The organism is Tritonibacter sp. AK171 (genome assembly GCF_030127025.1).
Classification (GTDB): domain Bacteria; phylum Pseudomonadota; class Alphaproteobacteria; order Rhodobacterales; family Rhodobacteraceae; genus Epibacterium; species Epibacterium mobile.
In genome coordinates, this window is the sequence record NZ_CP126134.1 from 476,955 (window position 1) to 493,078 (window position 16,124).

Consider the following 16,124-nt stretch of genomic DNA (forward strand, 5'->3'; position numbering starts at 1 on the left):
GGATGTTTGACGCCAAAATCCGCCCTCTCATTGATCCGATCCTGAACGCGCAAGGGGCGCGGTTGGCCGCCTTTGGGGTGACCGCCAATCAGGTCACTGTAGCGGGTCTGGCGCTTGGCCTGGTGTCGGCTGTCATGATTGCATTGGGTTTGACCTATTGGGCGTTGGTGCCGCTTTTGGCATCGCGGTTGGCGGATGGTTTGGACGGTGCGGTGGCCCGATGTCATGCGCCGAGCGACTTTGGCGGCTATCTCGATATCGTATGTGATTTTGTCTTTTACGGTGCCGTGCCGCTGGGGTTTGTGGCGCTGGCACCAGAGATCAATGGCTTGGCCGGAGCGTTTCTCTTGTGCAGCTTCTACGCCAATGGTGCGAGTTTTCTCGGCTATGCCGTGCTTGCGGAAAAGCATGACATGCAAACTGCGGCGCGAGGAGTGAAGACCCTTTATTTCACGGGCGGTATTCTGGAGGGGGCAGAGACCATAGGCTTTTTTGTGCTGCTGTGCGTCTGGCCTCAGTGTTTTATACCGTTGGCGTATGTTTTTGGGGGGCTGTGTTTTGCCACTGCTTTGTCGCGGGTGTTGTTGGCGGCACGTGTGTTTTCCAACAGATAGAGACGCGCCCAGCCGTGCGGGGGGCTCCCGCCGCTTCAGGCGCCCTGACCCTTTGGGGTCAGACCTACTTTCAGAGTTGGGCCGGGCCTTTTGTCCGGGGATCCCGGACAAAAGGCAGCCGCGCGTGCCCTATATGGGGCACGCGCGGCTGCCCCCAACGGGAGCGAATGCGCAGGATTTTCCTGCGGGTTTGGCGACGGGCGGGAGCGCAACCTTCATGGCCAACAGACACGAAAAGACCCGCCACATAGGACGGGTCTTGCCAAATACAGCAAGTATCTTGGGGCGTTACTCGGGGATCGAACCTTCGATGCCTTCGACATAGAAATTCATGCCGGCAAGGGTCCCGTCGTCCGCGGTCTCACCTTCAGCAAGGAAGTCGGAACCGTCCTGCTTTTTCAGCGGACCGGTGAAAGGGTGGTACTCACCAGATGCCATTGCATCTTTCAGGGCCAGTGCTTCGGCTTTCACCTCGGCAGGAACCGCATCCGAGATCTCACCGATGCCGACCATGCCCGGGCCAATGCCGTCCCATGTGTCAACAGAGCTCCAAGTGCCGTCCATCACTGCTTTGGTGCGGGCAATGTAGTAAGGTGCCCAGTTGTCGATGATGGAGGACACGCGCGGCTTGGGCGCATATTCTGCCATGTCGGAGGCCTGACCAAAGGTGATCACATTGCCCGCCGCCTGCGCTGCAGCCTGCGGCGCGGTGGAATCGGTGTGCTGCAGGATCACGTCTGCGCCCTGTTCGATCAGAACCTTGGCGGCGTCAGCTTCTTTGGCCGGATCAAACCATGTGAAGGCCCAGACGATCTTGAACTGAACGTCGGGGTTCACCTTCTTGGCGTGGATATAGGCCGAGTTGATGCCGCGGATCACTTCGGGGATCGGATAGGAGCCGATGTAGCCGACAATATTGCTCTCGGTCATACGGCCCGCGATGGTGCCTTGAACAGCGCGGCCTTCGTAGAAGCGTGCCGAATAGGTCGAGACGTTCTCGGCGCGCTTATAGCCAGTGGCATGCTCAAACTTCACGTTCGGGAATTTCTTGGCGACGTTGATGGTCGGGTCCATGTAGCCAAAGGAGGTGGTGAAGATCAGATCTGCACCCTGCAGCGCCATCTGGGTGATCACGCGCTCGGCATCGGGACCTTCGGCGACGTTTTCCACATAGACGGTTTCGACTTTGTCGCCGAATTCCTTTTCCACGGCCAGACGTGCCTGATCGTGCTCATAGGTCCAGCCGCCATCACCGACAGGGCCAACATAGACAAAGCCGACCTTGGTTTTGTCCTGAGCCAGCGCACCACCGGCGGCCAGACCCAGTGCAACAGCAGCACCGGCAAGAAGTTTGGTGAGTTTCATATGATGGGTTCCCCCTGATTGGTTCCATGTTTGAATGTCCGCCCCGGTTTCATCCGAGACTGGACTGCTCTTGAACGGTTCGGGCAAAACATCCCGCAACTGTCATACGCTCCCGGCTTTAGCGAGACGCGTGGAAACTCCGGCCAAGCGACGCAGGCGCGCTGCTCTTGTCGGCGGACAAAATAACGAGCACCAGAATGGTGATCAGATACGGCGACATTGCCAGATATTCCACTGGGATAGCAACGCCCGCTGCCTGCAGATTAAGCTGCACAACGGTGACGCCGCCAAAAAGATAGGCACCCAAAAGCGCCCGCCAGGGCTTCCAGCTGGCAAAGACCACCAGCGCAAGGGCGATCCAGCCGATGCCCGCGGTCATCCCCTCGGTCCACTGCGGCACGCGGATCAGGCTGATGTAGGCCCCACCCAGCCCTGCACAGGCACCACCGAACAGGATCGCCAGCGTGCGGATCTTGACCACCTTATATCCCAGCGCATGCGCCGCATCGTGGTTTTCGCCCACCGCGCGCAGGATCAGACCGATGCGGGAGTACTTGAGCACCGCCCAGACCGCAGCCGTCAGCGCGATCCCGAAATAGAGCACAACATCATGGCCAAAGAGAATGCGCCCAAACACCGGCAGATCCGAGAGGACCGGAATGTCGATACGCCCCATCTGCGGCGGTTTCACACCCACGTATTTCTGTCCCATCAGGGCCGAGAGCCCCAAGCCAAAAAGCGTCAGTGCCAGACCCGAGGCCACCTGGTTGGCCAATGCAACTTGGGTCATGATCACAAACAGGAGCGACAATAGTGCCCCCGCGATGGCGGCGGCAACAAACCCCAACAGGGGTGAACCTGTCTCTACGGCTGCGGCGAATCCCGCGATCGCACCGACGATCATCATCCCCTCGACCCCGAGGTTCAGAACGCCGGATTTCTCGACTACCAGCTCACCGATTGCCGCCAGCAACAATGGCGTTGCAGCCACCATCAGAGACGCGATCAGAAGGACTGGGTTGATAGCAGACAGATCCATCACGCCACCTCCGGTTTGCCAATCGCAATGCGATAGTTGGTGAGCAGATCAAGCGCCAGAAGGAAGAACAAGAGCATGCCCTGAAACACCTGAATGGCCGCGGACGGCAGACCCAGATTGCCCTGCGCAATATCGCCGCCAATGTAGGTCAGCGCCATCAATGCGCCCGCCAGCAGAATGCCCACCGGGTGCAGGCGGCCCAGAAAGGCCACGATAATCGCGGTAAACCCATAGCCCACGTTGAAATCGATCGACACCTGCCCGGAGGGACCAGAGACCTCAAACATGCCCGCAAGCCCCGCCAGTGCGCCAGAGGCCCCAAGACAGAACAGGATCAGCCGGGCGGGTTTCACACCCGCAAATTTTGCCGCCCGCGGTGCCTCGCCGGTCAGGCGGATATGATAGCCCAGCATATGGCGGTTGAGCAGCACATAAGAGAAAATCACCGCAATCAGCGCGGCCACCACGCCCCAGTGCATGCCGGTTCCGGCGATCAGCTCGGCGTTATGGGCGCTGTCATATTGTTGCAGGTTGCGCGATCCCGGAAAGCCGAACCCTTCTGGGTTCTTCATCAACCCCAGCGACATGGACGCCAGCAGCTGTTCGGCCACATAGACCAGCATCAGGGACACAAGGATCTCATTGGTGCCAAACCGTGTCTTCAGCACCGCCGGAATCATCGCCCAGGCCCAGCCGCCAAAAGCGCCCGCCAGAACCATCAACGGAAAGATGATCCGGGACTCCATCGGGTAGAACGCCAGACCCACACCTGCACCCGTGAGCGCGCCGATGATATATTGCCCCTCCGCGCCGATGTTCCAGATCCCGGCGCGAAAGCCTAGGCTGAGGCCAATGGCAATCAGCACCAAAGGCGCGCCTTTCACCAATAGCTGCGGGCGGTAATAGAACGCAAACTCGCCAAACAACGGCTCCCAGAAAATGGTGCGGATCGCCTCCACCGGATTCTTGCCAAGGGTGGCAAACAACAGCCCCCCCATCACCATGGTCGCCAGCACCGCCACCAGTGGCGTCGCCATCGACCACGCCCGCGACGGCTGCGGTCGTTTCTCTAGCCGGATCATCCCTATTGTCCCTCTTGGCCGGATCTTTGTGGTCCGGTTCTCTTCATCTTCTTCCAAATATCCCCGCCGGAGGCTCCCGCCCCAAGCGTCACATCCCCAAAGTCCGCGACAGGTGCGCTACACATGCGCCACTTCCATGCCATGTGCACCGCCCATCATCAGGCCAATCTCATCCACCGTCAGCTCCGCCGTGGGGCGCGGAGCGGACAGACGACCCTCATTAAGGGCGGCAAAATTGTCGGAGATTTCCATCAGCTCATCGAGATCCTGACTGATGCAGATCACGGCCGCGCCATTTGCCGCCAGATCGAGCAAGGCCTGCCGGATCGCCGCCGCTGCGGCTGCATCCACGCCCCATGTGGGCTGATTCACCACCAGCACTTCGGGGCGTTGCAATACCTCGCGGCCAATGACGAATTTCTGCAAATTCCCACCAGAGAGCGAGCGCGCTGCATTCTCCGGCCCGGGTGTGCGCACATCAAACGCCTTGATGATTTTTTCGGCAAAGGTCCTGGTTGCGCCCCATTTGAGAAAGCCATTGTTTTCCAGCCCCTCGCGCACCGACCCGGTCAGGAGCGCATTTTCCGTCAGGCTCATATCAGGTGCCGCCGCATGGCCCAGACGTTCCTCGGGGGCGGTCAGCACACCAAGCGCGCGGCGCGCGGTCGGCCCCATGTGACCGATCGGCTTGCCATCGAATTTCACCGCATCGCGGGCGCAAGTGACCTCGCCCGACATCACCGCCAAAAGTTCATCCTGACCGTTGCCCGCAACACCGCCAATGCCGAGGATCTCGCCGCGGCGCACGGTCAGATGCACATTCTTCAATGTGGTGCCAAAGGCCGAAGGCGCAGGCACCGACAGGCCCGAGATATCCAAGGCCACATCGCCAAATTCCCGCGCACCGCGTTCGGGCGTCTTGAGGGCGGTGCCCACCATCAGCTCCGCCATGTCGCGGGCCGAGGTGTCGCGCGGCACACATTCGCCGACGTTCTTGCCCAATCGCAGGATTGTCGCGTGATCGCAAAGCGCGCGGATCTCTTCGAGCTTGTGAGAGATATAAAGGATCGACGTGCCTTCGCTTTTCAGTTTCTTCAGGGTCTCGAACAGGATCTCCACCTCTTGTGGCGTCAGAACCGATGTGGGCTCGTCCATAATCAGGAGCTTGGGATCTTGCAGCAGGCACCGGATGATCTCCACCCGCTGACGTTCGCCCGCCGACAGATCGCCGACGGTGCGGAACGGATCAAGCGGCAGGCCATAAGCCTCGGAAACCTCGCGGATACGGGCCGCCAGATCACGCAGGGCGGGCGGGTTCTCCATCCCAAGCGCGATGTTCTCCGCCACATTCAGCGCGTCAAACAGCGAGAAATGCTGGAACACCATCGCGATCCCATCGGCGCGCGCCTGACGGGGCTCGGCAGGCTCATAACTCGCACCGCGCAGGGTCATCCGGCCACTGTCAGGCTTCACAAGCCCATAGATCATCTTGACGAGTGTCGATTTGCCCGCGCCGTTTTCACCCAAGAGCGCATGCACCTCGCCCTCGCCGATGGTAAAGGAGACATGGTCGTTGGCCACCACGCCGGGGTAGGCCTTGGTGAGGCCCTCGATGGTCAGAAGGGGAGGCGTGCTCACGCGCTATGCTCCTTTTTCAAGTCCAAACGCTGCGAGAGCGCCATGAGTTCTGTCGCCACGCCGATGGCGATGGCCTGCGGGTGTTTGCCCAATTCGGGCCGCCCGATCGGGCAGGTGAGGCGCGCGACTTGCTCTGGGCTATGCCCCAGCGCTGTAAGACGCGCGCGAAACCGCGCCCATTTGGTCTTGGATCCGATCAGCCCTGCAAATTCAAAGCCATGCCCCAGCAGGCGATGGCATAGCGCCAGATCCAGCTGATGGGAATAGGTCAGGATCAGATGATGCGCATCAGAGGGGGCGTGCGGCACCAACCGGTCCGGTTCCTGTGCGGGCAAGGCAGTCACGCACTCAGGGATGCGTTCCGGAAACTTTGACTGCAGCGCATCGACCCAAGCGATTTCAAACTCCGGTAAAGGCGACAGCACCTGCACCAGCGCGCGCCCTACATGGCCAGCCCCCCAGATCCAGAGGGGCTGTGTTGGGCGCGCAACCGGCTCCACCATCCAACCTGCGATCATTTGTGGCTGGGGGCGCTGTCCTTGTGCACGGGCAGCATTCAAAAGGCGCGTTACAGCAAGGGGTTGCGGTTCGGGCTTTATAGGGCGTGCGATCACATCCCCCTGAAGGCAGGCCAGATCCTCTGACGTGTAAATCTCGCTTAGTAGGGTGACTGAGCCACCACAGCACTGACCCAGATCCGGCCCGAGCGCATGGGTGGTGAGCTTGCGAGGGACATTCAAACCCAGCGCAGCTTCTGCCGCCTCGAACTCCAGCGCGCCGCCGCCAATGGTGCCAGATTGCCCACCGCTCCAGACCAGCATCGCGGCCCCTACCTCGCGCGGGGCGGAGCCTTTGACCTCTGCCACCACAACACGGATGACACGGCCATGGGCCGCGACGGCGGCCCTGAGGGCGTCGACATCAAACCCCATCGCGCTGTGTCCCAAGTGCACGCCAGATCTCCTCCGCCGTGGCCGGCGCGTTCAGATGCGGATAGGCATCGCCACAGGCCGCAACTGCATCCGAGAGCGCAAGCCAGGCAGAAATCCCCAGCATAAAGGGCGGCTCCCCCACCGCCTTGGAGCGATAAATAGTGTCTTCGCGGTTCTGGCCGTCATACAATGCCACATTAAACACATCGGGTCGGTCAGAGCAGGCCGGGATCTTGTAGGTCGACGGCGCATGCGTCCTGAGCCGCCCTTTATCGTCCCAGACCAGTTCTTCGGTGGTGAGCCAACCTGCGCCCTGCACATAGGCCCCTTCCACCTGACCAATATCCAGCGCCGGGTTCAGCGACGCCCCCGCATCATGCAGAATATCCGTGCGCAGGATGCGGTTTTCACCGGTCAGCCTGTCCACGACGACCTCCGTGACCGCCGCCCCATAGGCAAAATAGAAAAACGGCCGCCCCGCGCCCTTGATCCGGTCCCACTCCAGCGAGGGGGTCTTGTAAAATCCTGTCGCCGACAGGCTCACGCGGCCCGTATAACACAGCATCGCTGCCGCTTCGAAACTGATCTCCTCAGAGCCGATCCTGACCTTGTCCCCCTCAAACACGACCGCAGAGATCGGTTGCTGATGCACCTCTGCCAAATGCGCCGCCATGCGGTCGCGAATGGTATCGCAGGCAGCCTTCACTGCCATGCCGTTCAGATCCGACCCCGAAGAGGCCGCCGTGGCCGACGTATTGGGCACCTTGGCGGTATCGGTCGCGGTGATCTTTACGCGCGCCTGATCCACACCAAAGCGCGCGGCCGCCACCTGCGCGACCTTCTGGAACAACCCTTGTCCCATCTCGGTGCCACCATGGTTGAGGTGGATGGAGCCGTCCTGATAGACATGCACCAAGGCCCCCGCCTGATTGAGATGCGTGAGGGTGAAGGAGATCCCGAACTTCACTGGCGAAAACGCAATCCCACGCTTCAGCCGCTCATTTTTGGCATTCCAGGCCGCGATCTCTGCCCGTCGCGCCGCGTAGTTCGAACTCTCCAGCAACTGCGCGGTCATCTCATGCAGCTCAAAGTCCGTGATCGGCATGCCATAGGGCGTGGTGTTGTCTTTCAGCTTTTCAGAAATATCTCGGGGGGAGGCCGCAGGCCGGGGGGCAGAGCCCCCGTTGCGCGAGGCCGCAGCAGAGCCTCCCGCATCAGGCGCATCATAGTAATTGCGCACCCGTAGTTCGACCGGATCAATCCCCAGAACATGCGCTGCATGATCCATCACCCGTTCGATCCCGACCATTCCCTGTGGGCCGCCAAAGCCGCGATAGGCGGTGGCGCTTTGCAGGTTGGTTTTCAAACGGTGGCTCTCGATACGGATCGCGGGGATCGCATAGGCGTTGTCGGCATGCAGCATGGCGCGATCCGCCACCGGCAGCGACAGATCCTGCGCCCAGCCGCAGTTGACCAGATGCGTAAACGCGATGCCCTGAATGCGCCCCTGCGCATCAAAGCCCGCGCGATAGGAAATCCGAAACGCATGGCGCTTGCCGGTGATGGTCATGTCATCGTCGCGGTCATAACGCATCTTGCAGGCTTTGCCGGTGAGGCGCGCGGCCACGGCGCAGGCGACGGCCAGCGCGTTGCCCTGACTTTCCTTGCCGCCAAAACCACCCCCCATCCGCCGGGTCTCGACGCGCACCGCATGCATCGGCAGGCCAATGGCCTCGGCCACCTTATGCTGGATTTCGGTGGGGTGTTGGGTGGAGGAGTTGACGATCATGCCGCCATCCTCCTGTGGCAGGGCGAGCGCGGCCTGACCTTCGAGGTAGAAATGCTCCTGCCCGCCGATCTCGAAAGTGTCCTCGATCACATGCGTCGCTGAGGCGATGGCAGCAGGGGCGTCGCCTTTTTGATAAATGCGCGGGCCTTCCTCGAAGCGGCTGTCGGCAGCGAGCGCTGCGTCAAGGGTCAGCAGTGCCTCTTCTTCGGCGTATTCTACCTTGCCCTTGCGTGCAGCAATGCGGGCGGCACGATGGGAGGTCGCGACCACAAGAAACACCGGCTGACCCAGATAATGCACCTCTCCCTTGGCCAACAGCGGCTCGTCATGGGCCGAAGGCGACACATCATTGTCAAACGGCAAATCGTTCGCCGCCAGCACCGCGACAACACCTTGAGAGGCGCGCACTTCCGCGAGGTCCATCGCGGTGATTGTGCCCTTTGCAATCGGAGCAAGGCCAAAGGCCAGATGCAGCGTGCCCTTGGGTGTCGGGATGTCCTCGACATAGCGGGCCTGACCCGTCACATGTAGCGCTGCCGCATCATGGGGCAGGGGTTTTGCAACACTCATAGGTCCACCTCCAACACATGTTCAGAGGCGCCGTTCAGATCTGTGAAATAGCGCGTGAGCATATTGCGGGCGCAGTCCAGCCGATAGGCAGCGGAGGCACGCATGTCACTCATGGGGGTGAAATCCTGATCAAAGGCGGCTTTGGCGGCCTTGATCGTCGCGTCTGCCCACGGCTGGCCGATCAGGGCGGCCTCCACATGCGTGGCGCGCTTCGGGATGCCTGCCATGCCGCCAAAGGCGATGGCGGCTGCGGTCACGCTGCCATTGACCACGGTGACATTAAACGCGCCCAGCACCGCAGATATATCCTGATCGAAGCGTTTGGAGAGTTTATAGACCCGAAGGCTGTCGGGTTGGCGCGCAAAGCTCACGGCCTCGACAAATTCACCCGGGGCGCGGTCCTGTTGGCCGTAATCGATAAAGAAGTCCTGCAACGGGATGGCTCGGCTGGTGTCTGCGTGGCGCAGGTGCAATGTGGCGCGCAATGCGATGAGGGCAGGCGGGTTGTCCCCGATGGGAGAGCCATTGGCGATATTGCCGCCGATGGTCGCAGCGGCACGGACTTGCTGGCTGGCGTAGCGGCGGATCATTTCGGCGTAGGAGGCATGGAGCGGTGCAAGGGCAGCGCGGACGCGGTTCATATCCGCCATTGCGCCGATGCGGACCTCTGTTTCGGTGACGGTGATGTCCTTCAGATCCGTACAGCCATCAAGGAAGATCACATCATCCAGATCGCGCAATTGCTTGGTGACCCAAAGCCCCACATCGGTGGCTCCGGCGATCAGCGTGGCATCGGGGCGGGCTGCATAGGTTGCAGCCAACTCATCCGTGGATCTGGGACGCAAGGTAGATAGGGGCTCTGCCACAGGGATGTCGGAGGGGGGCTCTGCCCCCCGGTCTGCGACCTCCCCCCGAGATATTTCTGAGAAGATGAAGGATGTCTCCTGCCTGATATGCTCCGGCACAGGGGTGCCTTGGGCGGCTTCGGCGGCGCGGATGATCGGCGCATAGCCGGTGCAGCGGCAGAGGTTGCCAGCGAGCTGGTCGTCATGATCAGTGGCACCATTGGTATGGGCGGTGACCATCGACATGATGAAGCCTGGGGTGCAAAAACCGCATTGGCTGCCGTGGAGATCGACCATTGTCTGTTGCACCGGATGCAGGGTGCCATCCGGATGGGCGACGCCTTCGACCGTGCGTATGGATTTGCCGTGGAGTTGCGGCAGGAACAGGATGCAGGCGTTCAGCGCTCTGGCACCGCTTTGGTCGGTGACCATCACAGTGCACGCGCCGCAATCGCCCTCGTTGCAGCCTTCCTTGGTGCCGGTGAGACCACGGTCCTCGCGCAGCCAGTCCAAGAGCGTTGTTGTTGGCTGGGGTTCTGGAAGCGAGACCTCTTCACCGTTGAGATGAAAGGTAATCGTCATCTTGAAAAGCCCGTCGCGGTACCCTGTTGTCCCATGTTGCGCGACTTTCGATGCGACGTAGAAAGTGCGCGGGTGTTATTTGATGTCACGCTCAGCTTGTGAGGCCTTGCCAATCAAAGCAAGAACAATGGCTGCAGGCATCGGTTGAGAATTCTTCACGTTTAAGATCGAGGCATTGCACAGATTGCGCAGTTACTGCCTGATTTGTAACAATTTTACTCTGCGCGCGCTACGGTGGAATTCGTCTTCGGGCTAAAGAGTTTCAAAAAAATCCATAAATTAAGTGATGCGTTTCTGGGCGCGTGACGCTGTAGTGAGCGCCGCAAGTGTGTGGCGCGCAACGCAAAGGGATCATGCGTCAGCCTTTGGAGGCGCCGCATATATTGAGGCAACAAAGCTGACCTATCTGTGGCATGCTGCCCTCGCATTGGGCGACTGCGACGCTATGGGCCCTTGTTTTCTTGCCTTGCCTTGTGTCGCGGGGGCAATGGCGCTAACAGGCGCTCAAAACAAGCTTCCCGAATTCACAGGTTTTGGTGTCATGACACGCGGCGTACTGGGCCTTCTGGCCAAGAATATCTCTCCTCCCAATCTTTCCATCATGCAGGATGAGGGCTTCACCGTGGCCCGTGTGCGCACCGAGCTTCTGTCGGGCCTGACGGTCGCACTGGCGCTGGTGCCGGAGGCTGTTGCCTTTGCCTTTGTCGCGGGCGTGCACCCGCTGGTGGGGCTTTATGCAGCCTTTCTGGTGGGGCTGATTACGGCGCTGATCGGGGGGCGTCCAGGTATGATTTCCGGCGCGACTGGCGCGCTGGCGGTGGTGATGGTTGCCCTGGTTGCAGACCACGGCGTCGAATATCTCTTTGCAACTGTGGTTCTCATGGGCATCCTGCAGGTGATTGCGGGGGTGATGCATTGGGGGAAGTTCATCCGGCTGGTGCCGCATCCGGTGATGCTGGGGTTTGTGAACGGTCTGGCCATCGTGATTTTCCTTGCGCAGCTGACGCAGTTTAAACAGCCGGGTAGCAACGGCGAACAATGGCTCGCAGGGCCACAGCTTTTGATGATGCTGGGGCTGGTGGTGCTGACGATGGTGATCATCTGGGGCATGCCAAAACTGACCAAGGTGATCCCGGCACCGCTCGCGGGGATTGGGATTACGGCGATTATCGTGATTGCATTTGGTCTGGATGTGCCGCGGGTTGGGGATATGGCCTCGATTGAGGGGGGCTTGCCGATGTTCCATATCCCGATGGTGCCGCTGGATTGGGCGACCCTGCAGATCATCCTGCCCTATGCGGTGATCCTGGCAGCGATTGGCCTGATTGAGAGCCTTTTGACGCTGAACCTTGTGGGGGAGATCACCGGCAAACGCGGCGGTGCGAGCCAGGAGTGTATCGCGCAAGGGACATCTAACATCGTCACCGGCTTTTTTGGCGGCATGGGCGGTTGCGCCATGATTGGCCAGTCGATGATCAATGTGAACTCTGGCGGGCGGACCCGGATTGCGGCGATTGCGGCCGCCCTGTTTCTGTTGCTGTTCATCGTTGCGGCCTCGCCGCTGATTGAACAGATTCCGCTGGCTGCCCTTGTCGGGGTGATGTTCATGGTGGTGATCGGCACCTTCGCGTGGAACAGCTTTAAGATCATGACCAAAGTGCCGCTCACGGATGCCTTTGTCATTGTGCTGGTAACTGTGGTGACAGTCATGACCGACCTTGCAATTGCCGTGGTGGTTGGGGTCATTGTTTCGGCCTTGGCCTATGCGTGGAACAACGCCCGCCGCATTCATGCGATCACCCGCGACAGTGTCAGCGAGAAAGGGGCCAAGGTCTATGAGATCCAAGGCCCGCTGTTCTTTGGTTCTACGGACGGGTTTATCGAGCTGTTTGATATCGAGAACGACCCGGATGTGGTGATCGTTGATTTTGCAGCCTCGCGCGTGGTGGATCAGTCGGCGCTGCAGGCGATTGAGGCTTTGGCCGGAAAATATGCGGCGGCGGGCAAAGCGTTGCAGCTGCGCCATCTGAGCCGCGATTGTCACCAGTTGCTCTCGAAGGCGGGTCATCTGATGGTCGATAGCGACGATGACCCTGAATATGGTCTGGCGGTGGATTACTCGGTGAAAACCGGCATTCTGGGCGGTCACTGAGATCTGGCAGGCAAGTTAGCAAAGCGGTCGCGGTCCCAAATGGGACCGCGGCTTTTTTGTTTTAAAAAGGAGGTCGCGCGCCGAAGCGGCAGATCAGTCGGGCGCGAGCGCTTCGAGCATGTCGAGATCGCCAGATGTGATGGCGGGTTCTGCGCGCAGGATCAGTTCTGCTGGCCAATCCCACCATTTGAGCGCCAACAGACGGGCAATCTGCGGCTTAGGGAACCTGTGGCGGGCAATGGTGGCCGGATTGCCGGTCATAATTGCATAAGGGGGGACTGTGCCACGTACCACAGCACCCGCGCCGATAATGGTCCCATCACCGATGCGGGCACCGGGCAGGATCAACGCGCCGTAGCCGATCCAGACATCATTGCCGATCACCGTGTCGCGGGTATCCGGCTGAAACCCGGCCATCTGCGCCGGATCAAAGACCGGGAAGGGGTAACAGCTGAGGCCCTCTTGTGCATGGTTGGCCGAGGCGGTGATAAACTTCACCCCATGGGCAATCTGGCAGAACCGGCCGATTTTCAGCTGCTCGCGCGCGCCAGCAAAGAGATAGGGCGCCAGATGGCTGCCCCAGTCCCGTGGCGGATCAAAATCCGATGCATAGGTGTAATCACCGACGATGAAGTTCGGGTTCTCCACCGCGCGCGCCAGCTGCACCGTGCCTGCATGAGGCGAGCCATCGGGCAGGATGATCGGGTGGCGCATCTTTGGATCTGGGAGCGGCATCTCAGTCTTCCGGACGCGTCAGCGCGAACAGATCGCTGACCTTGGCATAATCGCGATACCCAAGACGCGAGAGCGGCTGGTACTTGGTCACGTCAAAGATCCCGTCCACAAGGCAATCATCGCGCAAATGCACGCCAACCACCTCGCCAAAGGCCACTTTGTTGGCCTCGCCGGGCAGGTCGATGATCTGCGTGAGCTTGCACTCCAGCGCAGCGGGCACACCTGCGACACGGGCGCAGTTAATCGTCTCGCACTCAACCGCCTCAAGCCCCGCATGGGCAAACTCGTCGACGCCCTTATCAAGCGCTGCAGAGGATTTGTTCATTTGATCGCGCATGGCATATTCAACGATATTGACGCAAAAGACGCCGGTCTCGTGAATATTGGCCATGGAATCCTTGGTGCCGTCCTGATCCGCCTTGGTCGAGGTGGAGGCAAACATCACCTGCGGCGGCACATAAGCAACGGCATTAAAAAAGGAATAGGGCGCGAGATTGTTGACGCCTGCGCCGGAGCGCGTGGAGATCCAGCCGATCGGGCGGGGGGTCACGACGGCGTTAAACGGGTTATGGGGCAGGCCGTGGCCATCCTCGGGGCGGTAGAACATTCTATGTCTCCAAGTGTTTGCCCCAGACTTACGCCCGTGCTAGGGCGAAATCCACCCCCGCGTCGAGTTGGCCCTGTGGTCGCAAAGCGCAGCAGACGGAGCCTGAGACACGTGATCACAATCGCGCCGGAGATGCCGGAGGATTCTTGGGAGGTGGAAGCCCTCTATGACCTGTGCTTTGCGCCGGGACGGACGGCTTTGTCCTCTTATCGTCTGCGCGACAATGTCGCCCCGGTGCGTGCGCTCAGTCAGGTGGCACGCGACAGCGATGGCATTCTGGCAGGTGCGATCCGGTTTTGGCCCGTTCATGTCGGTGACAGCGACGCGCTTTTGTTGGGGCCGGTGGCGGTTCACCCGACACGGCAAGGCGAGGGCATCGGTGCCTCACTGATCCGCGACAGCCTGTGGAAGGCGGAGCACAGCCACTGGCAACGCGTGATCCTTGTGGGGGATGCCCCTTATTATCAGCGCTTTGGCTTTGTGCGGCTTGAGGGCGTGGAGATGCCGCCGCCGACCAACCCCGAACGTATTCTGGGCCTGAACCTGAGCCCAAATGCATGGCAGGGGGTGCAGGGGCGGGTGACGCGCTGGAGCGGTGCGGCGCAGGGGTAACACTCAAGGCCCGGAGGCGATGCCCAGACCTTGAAACCATGGACGTGGCTTCTGATCTCTTATGGCAGGCGCAGCAGGGATGAGGTCAGACATGGGCGAACTGCCGGGTGAAATTCTGGAGAGCAGCGAGCGCAGCCTGACGGTGCGCGATGTCGAAGCAGAATTGGATGCGATTGCCGCTCGCTACCGGGCGGCGGGGCATTTTGGCATGCGGTTGTTGAATGCGCTGGGCGGTCAGGGAGAAGATCTGATGCGCCGTATGCCGAGGCCCGTGCGCAGTGCGATTGAGGGCGCGGTTTTGCAGGCGTTGCATCTCTCTGTTCGGGGGGCGGCGCTTAGCCGTCGCGTTCTGCCCGATCAGCCAGCACAAACCAATCGCTGGGTCAGTACCACCATGGGCATGGTGGGGGGCGCGGCCGGGTTGCCGGGCGCATTGGTGGAATTGCCTGCGACAACGACCTTTTTGATGCGCAGCATTCAGGGTGTCGCGCAGGAGTATGGTTTTGATCCCAATGCCAAAAGCGTGCGTTTTGATGCGGTCGAGGTTTTTGCCGCTGCGGGGCCTATGGCGCATGATGATGGGGCGGACACGGGGTTCTTGACCTTGCGACTGGGGCTGTCTGGCGCAGGATTGTCGCAATTGATCGCAGCCGTTGCCCCGCGCTTGGCAGTGGCGCTTGGTCCAAAACTCGCCGCGCAGATGGTGCCCGTTCTGGGGGCTGTGGCGGGCGGTAGTGTCAACTATGTCTATTCGGGCTATTATCAGGAAATGGCGCATGTGCATTTTGCGCTGCGTCGCCTCGCATTAGAGGCCGATACGCCCTATCCGCAGATGGTGGAACGCCTGCAACAGCGGCTTTTGAGCTGAGAGCGCATCCCAAACGACGCGGTATCGTGATCGTACCCGCCGACCGGCATCATAACGCCCATAACCTTTGCTCCTCTGGATTGCACGGTGAAGAGGGGTAAAAGGAATGTTAACCATTTTTTCGCAATCTTGAGGCGCGTGTTATTTGGTTGGCCCGTGTTTGGGCCGCAATTTTAAAGAGTAAAAAGGCAGGAGACCCATGTCAGAGGTCTTGGAAGCAGTCAGGCCGCAAGGCGAGCAGCAGGCCCTGCACCAGCAGGTCGGGGCACTGTGTTATCGGATCACTGCCAAGGGGCGGGTCAAAGTGTTGCTTGTCACATCTCGGCGGACACGGCGCTGGATCATTCCAAAAGGCTGGCCGATGGAGGAGAAATCAGCGGCTCAGGCGGCTGGTGTCGAGGCATGGGAAGAGGCGGGCGTCACAGGAGAGACGCTGGACATGCCAATCGGTCGGTTTACCTATGATAAGGTGCGCGAAGCTGCACCAAATTTGCGCTGTCGGGTGGATGTGTTTGCCCTGAAGGTGCACAAGCTCGCGGACAGTTTTCCTGAACGCGAAGACCGCTTGCGGGTGTGGATGTCGTTGAGCCGCGCAGCAAAACAAGTGGCCGAGCCAGAATTGGCGGCCTTGCTGCGTTCATTCTCGCCAAAGGGCCTGTAATGACGGGGCGGGTGGTTCCGGGCACGGCCACCC

General features: G+C 60.5%; 14 protein-coding genes. 5 read left to right on the top strand and 9 right to left on the bottom strand.

The window, feature by feature from the left end:
• Positions 1–2 precede the first annotated feature (2 nt).
• Complete coding sequence (locus tag QNI81_RS02255; protein ID WP_283967227.1) at positions 3–614, top strand: CDP-alcohol phosphatidyltransferase family protein; 612 nt, start codon at positions 3–5, stop codon at positions 612–614.
• Between the two features lie 288 nt (positions 615–902).
• On the opposite strand, the gene QNI81_RS02260 is transcribed toward QNI81_RS02255, so the two are convergent.
• The 7 genes from QNI81_RS02260 to xdhA form a co-directional block, all read right to left on the bottom strand.
• Positions 903–1,979, bottom strand: a complete 1,077-nt coding sequence (locus tag QNI81_RS02260) for a BMP family ABC transporter substrate-binding protein (protein ID WP_114961646.1) — start codon at positions 1,977–1,979, stop codon at positions 903–905.
• A gap of 118 nt (positions 1,980–2,097) precedes the next feature.
• Positions 2,098–3,018 carry an ABC transporter permease gene (locus QNI81_RS02265; protein ID WP_065329629.1) on the bottom strand — a complete coding sequence of 307 codons (921 nt, stop codon included), beginning with the start codon at positions 3,016–3,018 and terminating at the stop codon, positions 2,098–2,100.
• A complete protein-coding gene (locus tag QNI81_RS02270) occupies positions 3,018–4,100 on the bottom strand; it encodes an ABC transporter permease (protein WP_283967228.1) in 1,083 nt (360 codons plus the stop codon). Before QNI81_RS02270 ends, QNI81_RS02265 begins: the two co-directional genes overlap by 1 nt.
• A 117-nt stretch (positions 4,101–4,217) precedes the next feature.
• Positions 4,218–5,738, bottom strand: a complete 1,521-nt coding sequence (locus tag QNI81_RS02275) for an ABC transporter ATP-binding protein (protein ID WP_168620394.1) — start codon at positions 5,736–5,738, stop codon at positions 4,218–4,220.
• A complete protein-coding gene (gene xdhC, locus QNI81_RS02280; RefSeq protein ID WP_283967848.1) occupies positions 5,735–6,670 on the bottom strand; it encodes a xanthine dehydrogenase accessory protein XdhC in 936 nt (311 codons plus the stop codon). Before xdhC ends, QNI81_RS02275 begins: the two co-directional genes overlap by 4 nt.
• A complete protein-coding gene (xdhB, locus tag QNI81_RS02285; protein WP_283967229.1) occupies positions 6,660–9,029 on the bottom strand; it encodes a xanthine dehydrogenase molybdopterin binding subunit in 2,370 nt (789 codons plus the stop codon). The genes xdhC and xdhB overlap by 11 nt, the downstream gene beginning before the upstream one ends.
• A complete protein-coding gene (gene xdhA / locus QNI81_RS02290) occupies positions 9,026–10,456 on the bottom strand; it encodes a xanthine dehydrogenase small subunit (RefSeq protein ID WP_283967230.1) in 1,431 nt (476 codons plus the stop codon). The genes xdhB and xdhA overlap by 4 nt, the downstream gene beginning before the upstream one ends.
• A 541-nt stretch (positions 10,457–10,997) precedes the next feature.
• Here xdhA and QNI81_RS02295 point away from each other — a divergent pair.
• Positions 10,998–12,608 carry a SulP family inorganic anion transporter gene (locus tag QNI81_RS02295; protein WP_039982920.1) on the top strand — a complete coding sequence of 537 codons (1,611 nt, stop codon included), beginning with the start codon at positions 10,998–11,000 and terminating at the stop codon, positions 12,606–12,608.
• Between the two features lie 93 nt (positions 12,609–12,701).
• Here QNI81_RS02295 and QNI81_RS02300 read toward each other — a convergent pair whose 3' ends face one another.
• Both QNI81_RS02300 and QNI81_RS02305 read right to left on the bottom strand, forming a co-directional pair.
• Positions 12,702–13,343 (bottom strand): CatB-related O-acetyltransferase, encoded by a 642-nt coding sequence (locus QNI81_RS02300; protein WP_283967231.1) that lies wholly within the window; start codon positions 13,341–13,343, stop codon positions 12,702–12,704.
• Between the two features lies 1 nt (position 13,344).
• The gene (locus tag QNI81_RS02305; protein ID WP_283967232.1) at positions 13,345–13,950 is read right to left on the bottom strand and encodes a flavin reductase family protein; all 606 of its coding nucleotides are present in this window, start codon (positions 13,948–13,950) and stop codon (positions 13,345–13,347) included.
• Between the two features lie 111 nt (positions 13,951–14,061).
• Here QNI81_RS02305 and QNI81_RS02310 point away from each other — a divergent pair, with 111 nt between their 5' ends.
• From QNI81_RS02310 to QNI81_RS02320, 3 genes are all read left to right on the top strand, one after another.
• On the top strand, positions 14,062–14,562 hold the full coding sequence (locus QNI81_RS02310; protein ID WP_168593420.1) for a GNAT family N-acetyltransferase: 501 nt from the start codon (positions 14,062–14,064) through the stop codon (positions 14,560–14,562).
• A 91-nt stretch (positions 14,563–14,653) separates the two neighbouring features.
• Positions 14,654–15,430: an EcsC family protein gene (locus QNI81_RS02315; protein ID WP_005626211.1), complete on the top strand. Its 777-nt coding sequence runs from the start codon at positions 14,654–14,656 to the stop codon at positions 15,428–15,430.
• A 199-nt stretch (positions 15,431–15,629) separates the two neighbouring features.
• Positions 15,630–16,091, top strand: coding sequence for an NUDIX hydrolase (locus QNI81_RS02320; protein ID WP_283967233.1), 462 nt, complete (start codon positions 15,630–15,632; stop codon positions 16,089–16,091).
• Positions 16,092–16,124 lie beyond the last annotated feature (33 nt).

Bases quoted from the DNA above. Each gene is read 5' to 3' on its own strand.
- QNI81_RS02255 (WP_283967227.1), top strand. From the start codon at position 3: ATGTTTGACGCCAAAATCCGCCCTCTCATTGATCCGATCCTGAACGCG.
- QNI81_RS02260 (WP_114961646.1), bottom strand. From the start codon at position 1,979: ATGAAACTCACCAAACTTCTTGCCGGTGCTGCTGTTGCACTGGGTCTG.
- QNI81_RS02265 (WP_065329629.1), bottom strand. From the start codon at position 3,018: ATGGATCTGTCTGCTATCAACCCAGTCCTTCTGATCGCGTCTCTGATG.
- QNI81_RS02270 (WP_283967228.1), bottom strand. From the start codon at position 4,100: ATGATCCGGCTAGAGAAACGACCGCAGCCGTCGCGGGCGTGGTCGATG.
- xdhC (WP_283967848.1), bottom strand. From the start codon at position 6,670: ATGGGGTTTGATGTCGACGCCCTCAGGGCCGCCGTCGCGGCCCATGGC.
- xdhB (WP_283967229.1), bottom strand. From the start codon at position 9,029: ATGAGTGTTGCAAAACCCCTGCCCCATGATGCGGCAGCGCTACATGTG.
- xdhA (WP_283967230.1), bottom strand. From the start codon at position 10,456: ATGACGATTACCTTTCATCTCAACGGTGAAGAGGTCTCGCTTCCAGAA.
- QNI81_RS02295 (WP_039982920.1), top strand. From the start codon at position 10,998: ATGACACGCGGCGTACTGGGCCTTCTGGCCAAGAATATCTCTCCTCCC.
- QNI81_RS02300 (WP_283967231.1), bottom strand. From the start codon at position 13,343: ATGCCGCTCCCAGATCCAAAGATGCGCCACCCGATCATCCTGCCCGAT.
- QNI81_RS02305 (WP_283967232.1), bottom strand. From the start codon at position 13,950: ATGTTCTACCGCCCCGAGGATGGCCACGGCCTGCCCCATAACCCGTTT.
- QNI81_RS02315 (WP_005626211.1), top strand. From the start codon at position 14,654: ATGGGCGAACTGCCGGGTGAAATTCTGGAGAGCAGCGAGCGCAGCCTG.
- QNI81_RS02320 (WP_283967233.1), top strand. From the start codon at position 15,630: ATGTCAGAGGTCTTGGAAGCAGTCAGGCCGCAAGGCGAGCAGCAGGCC.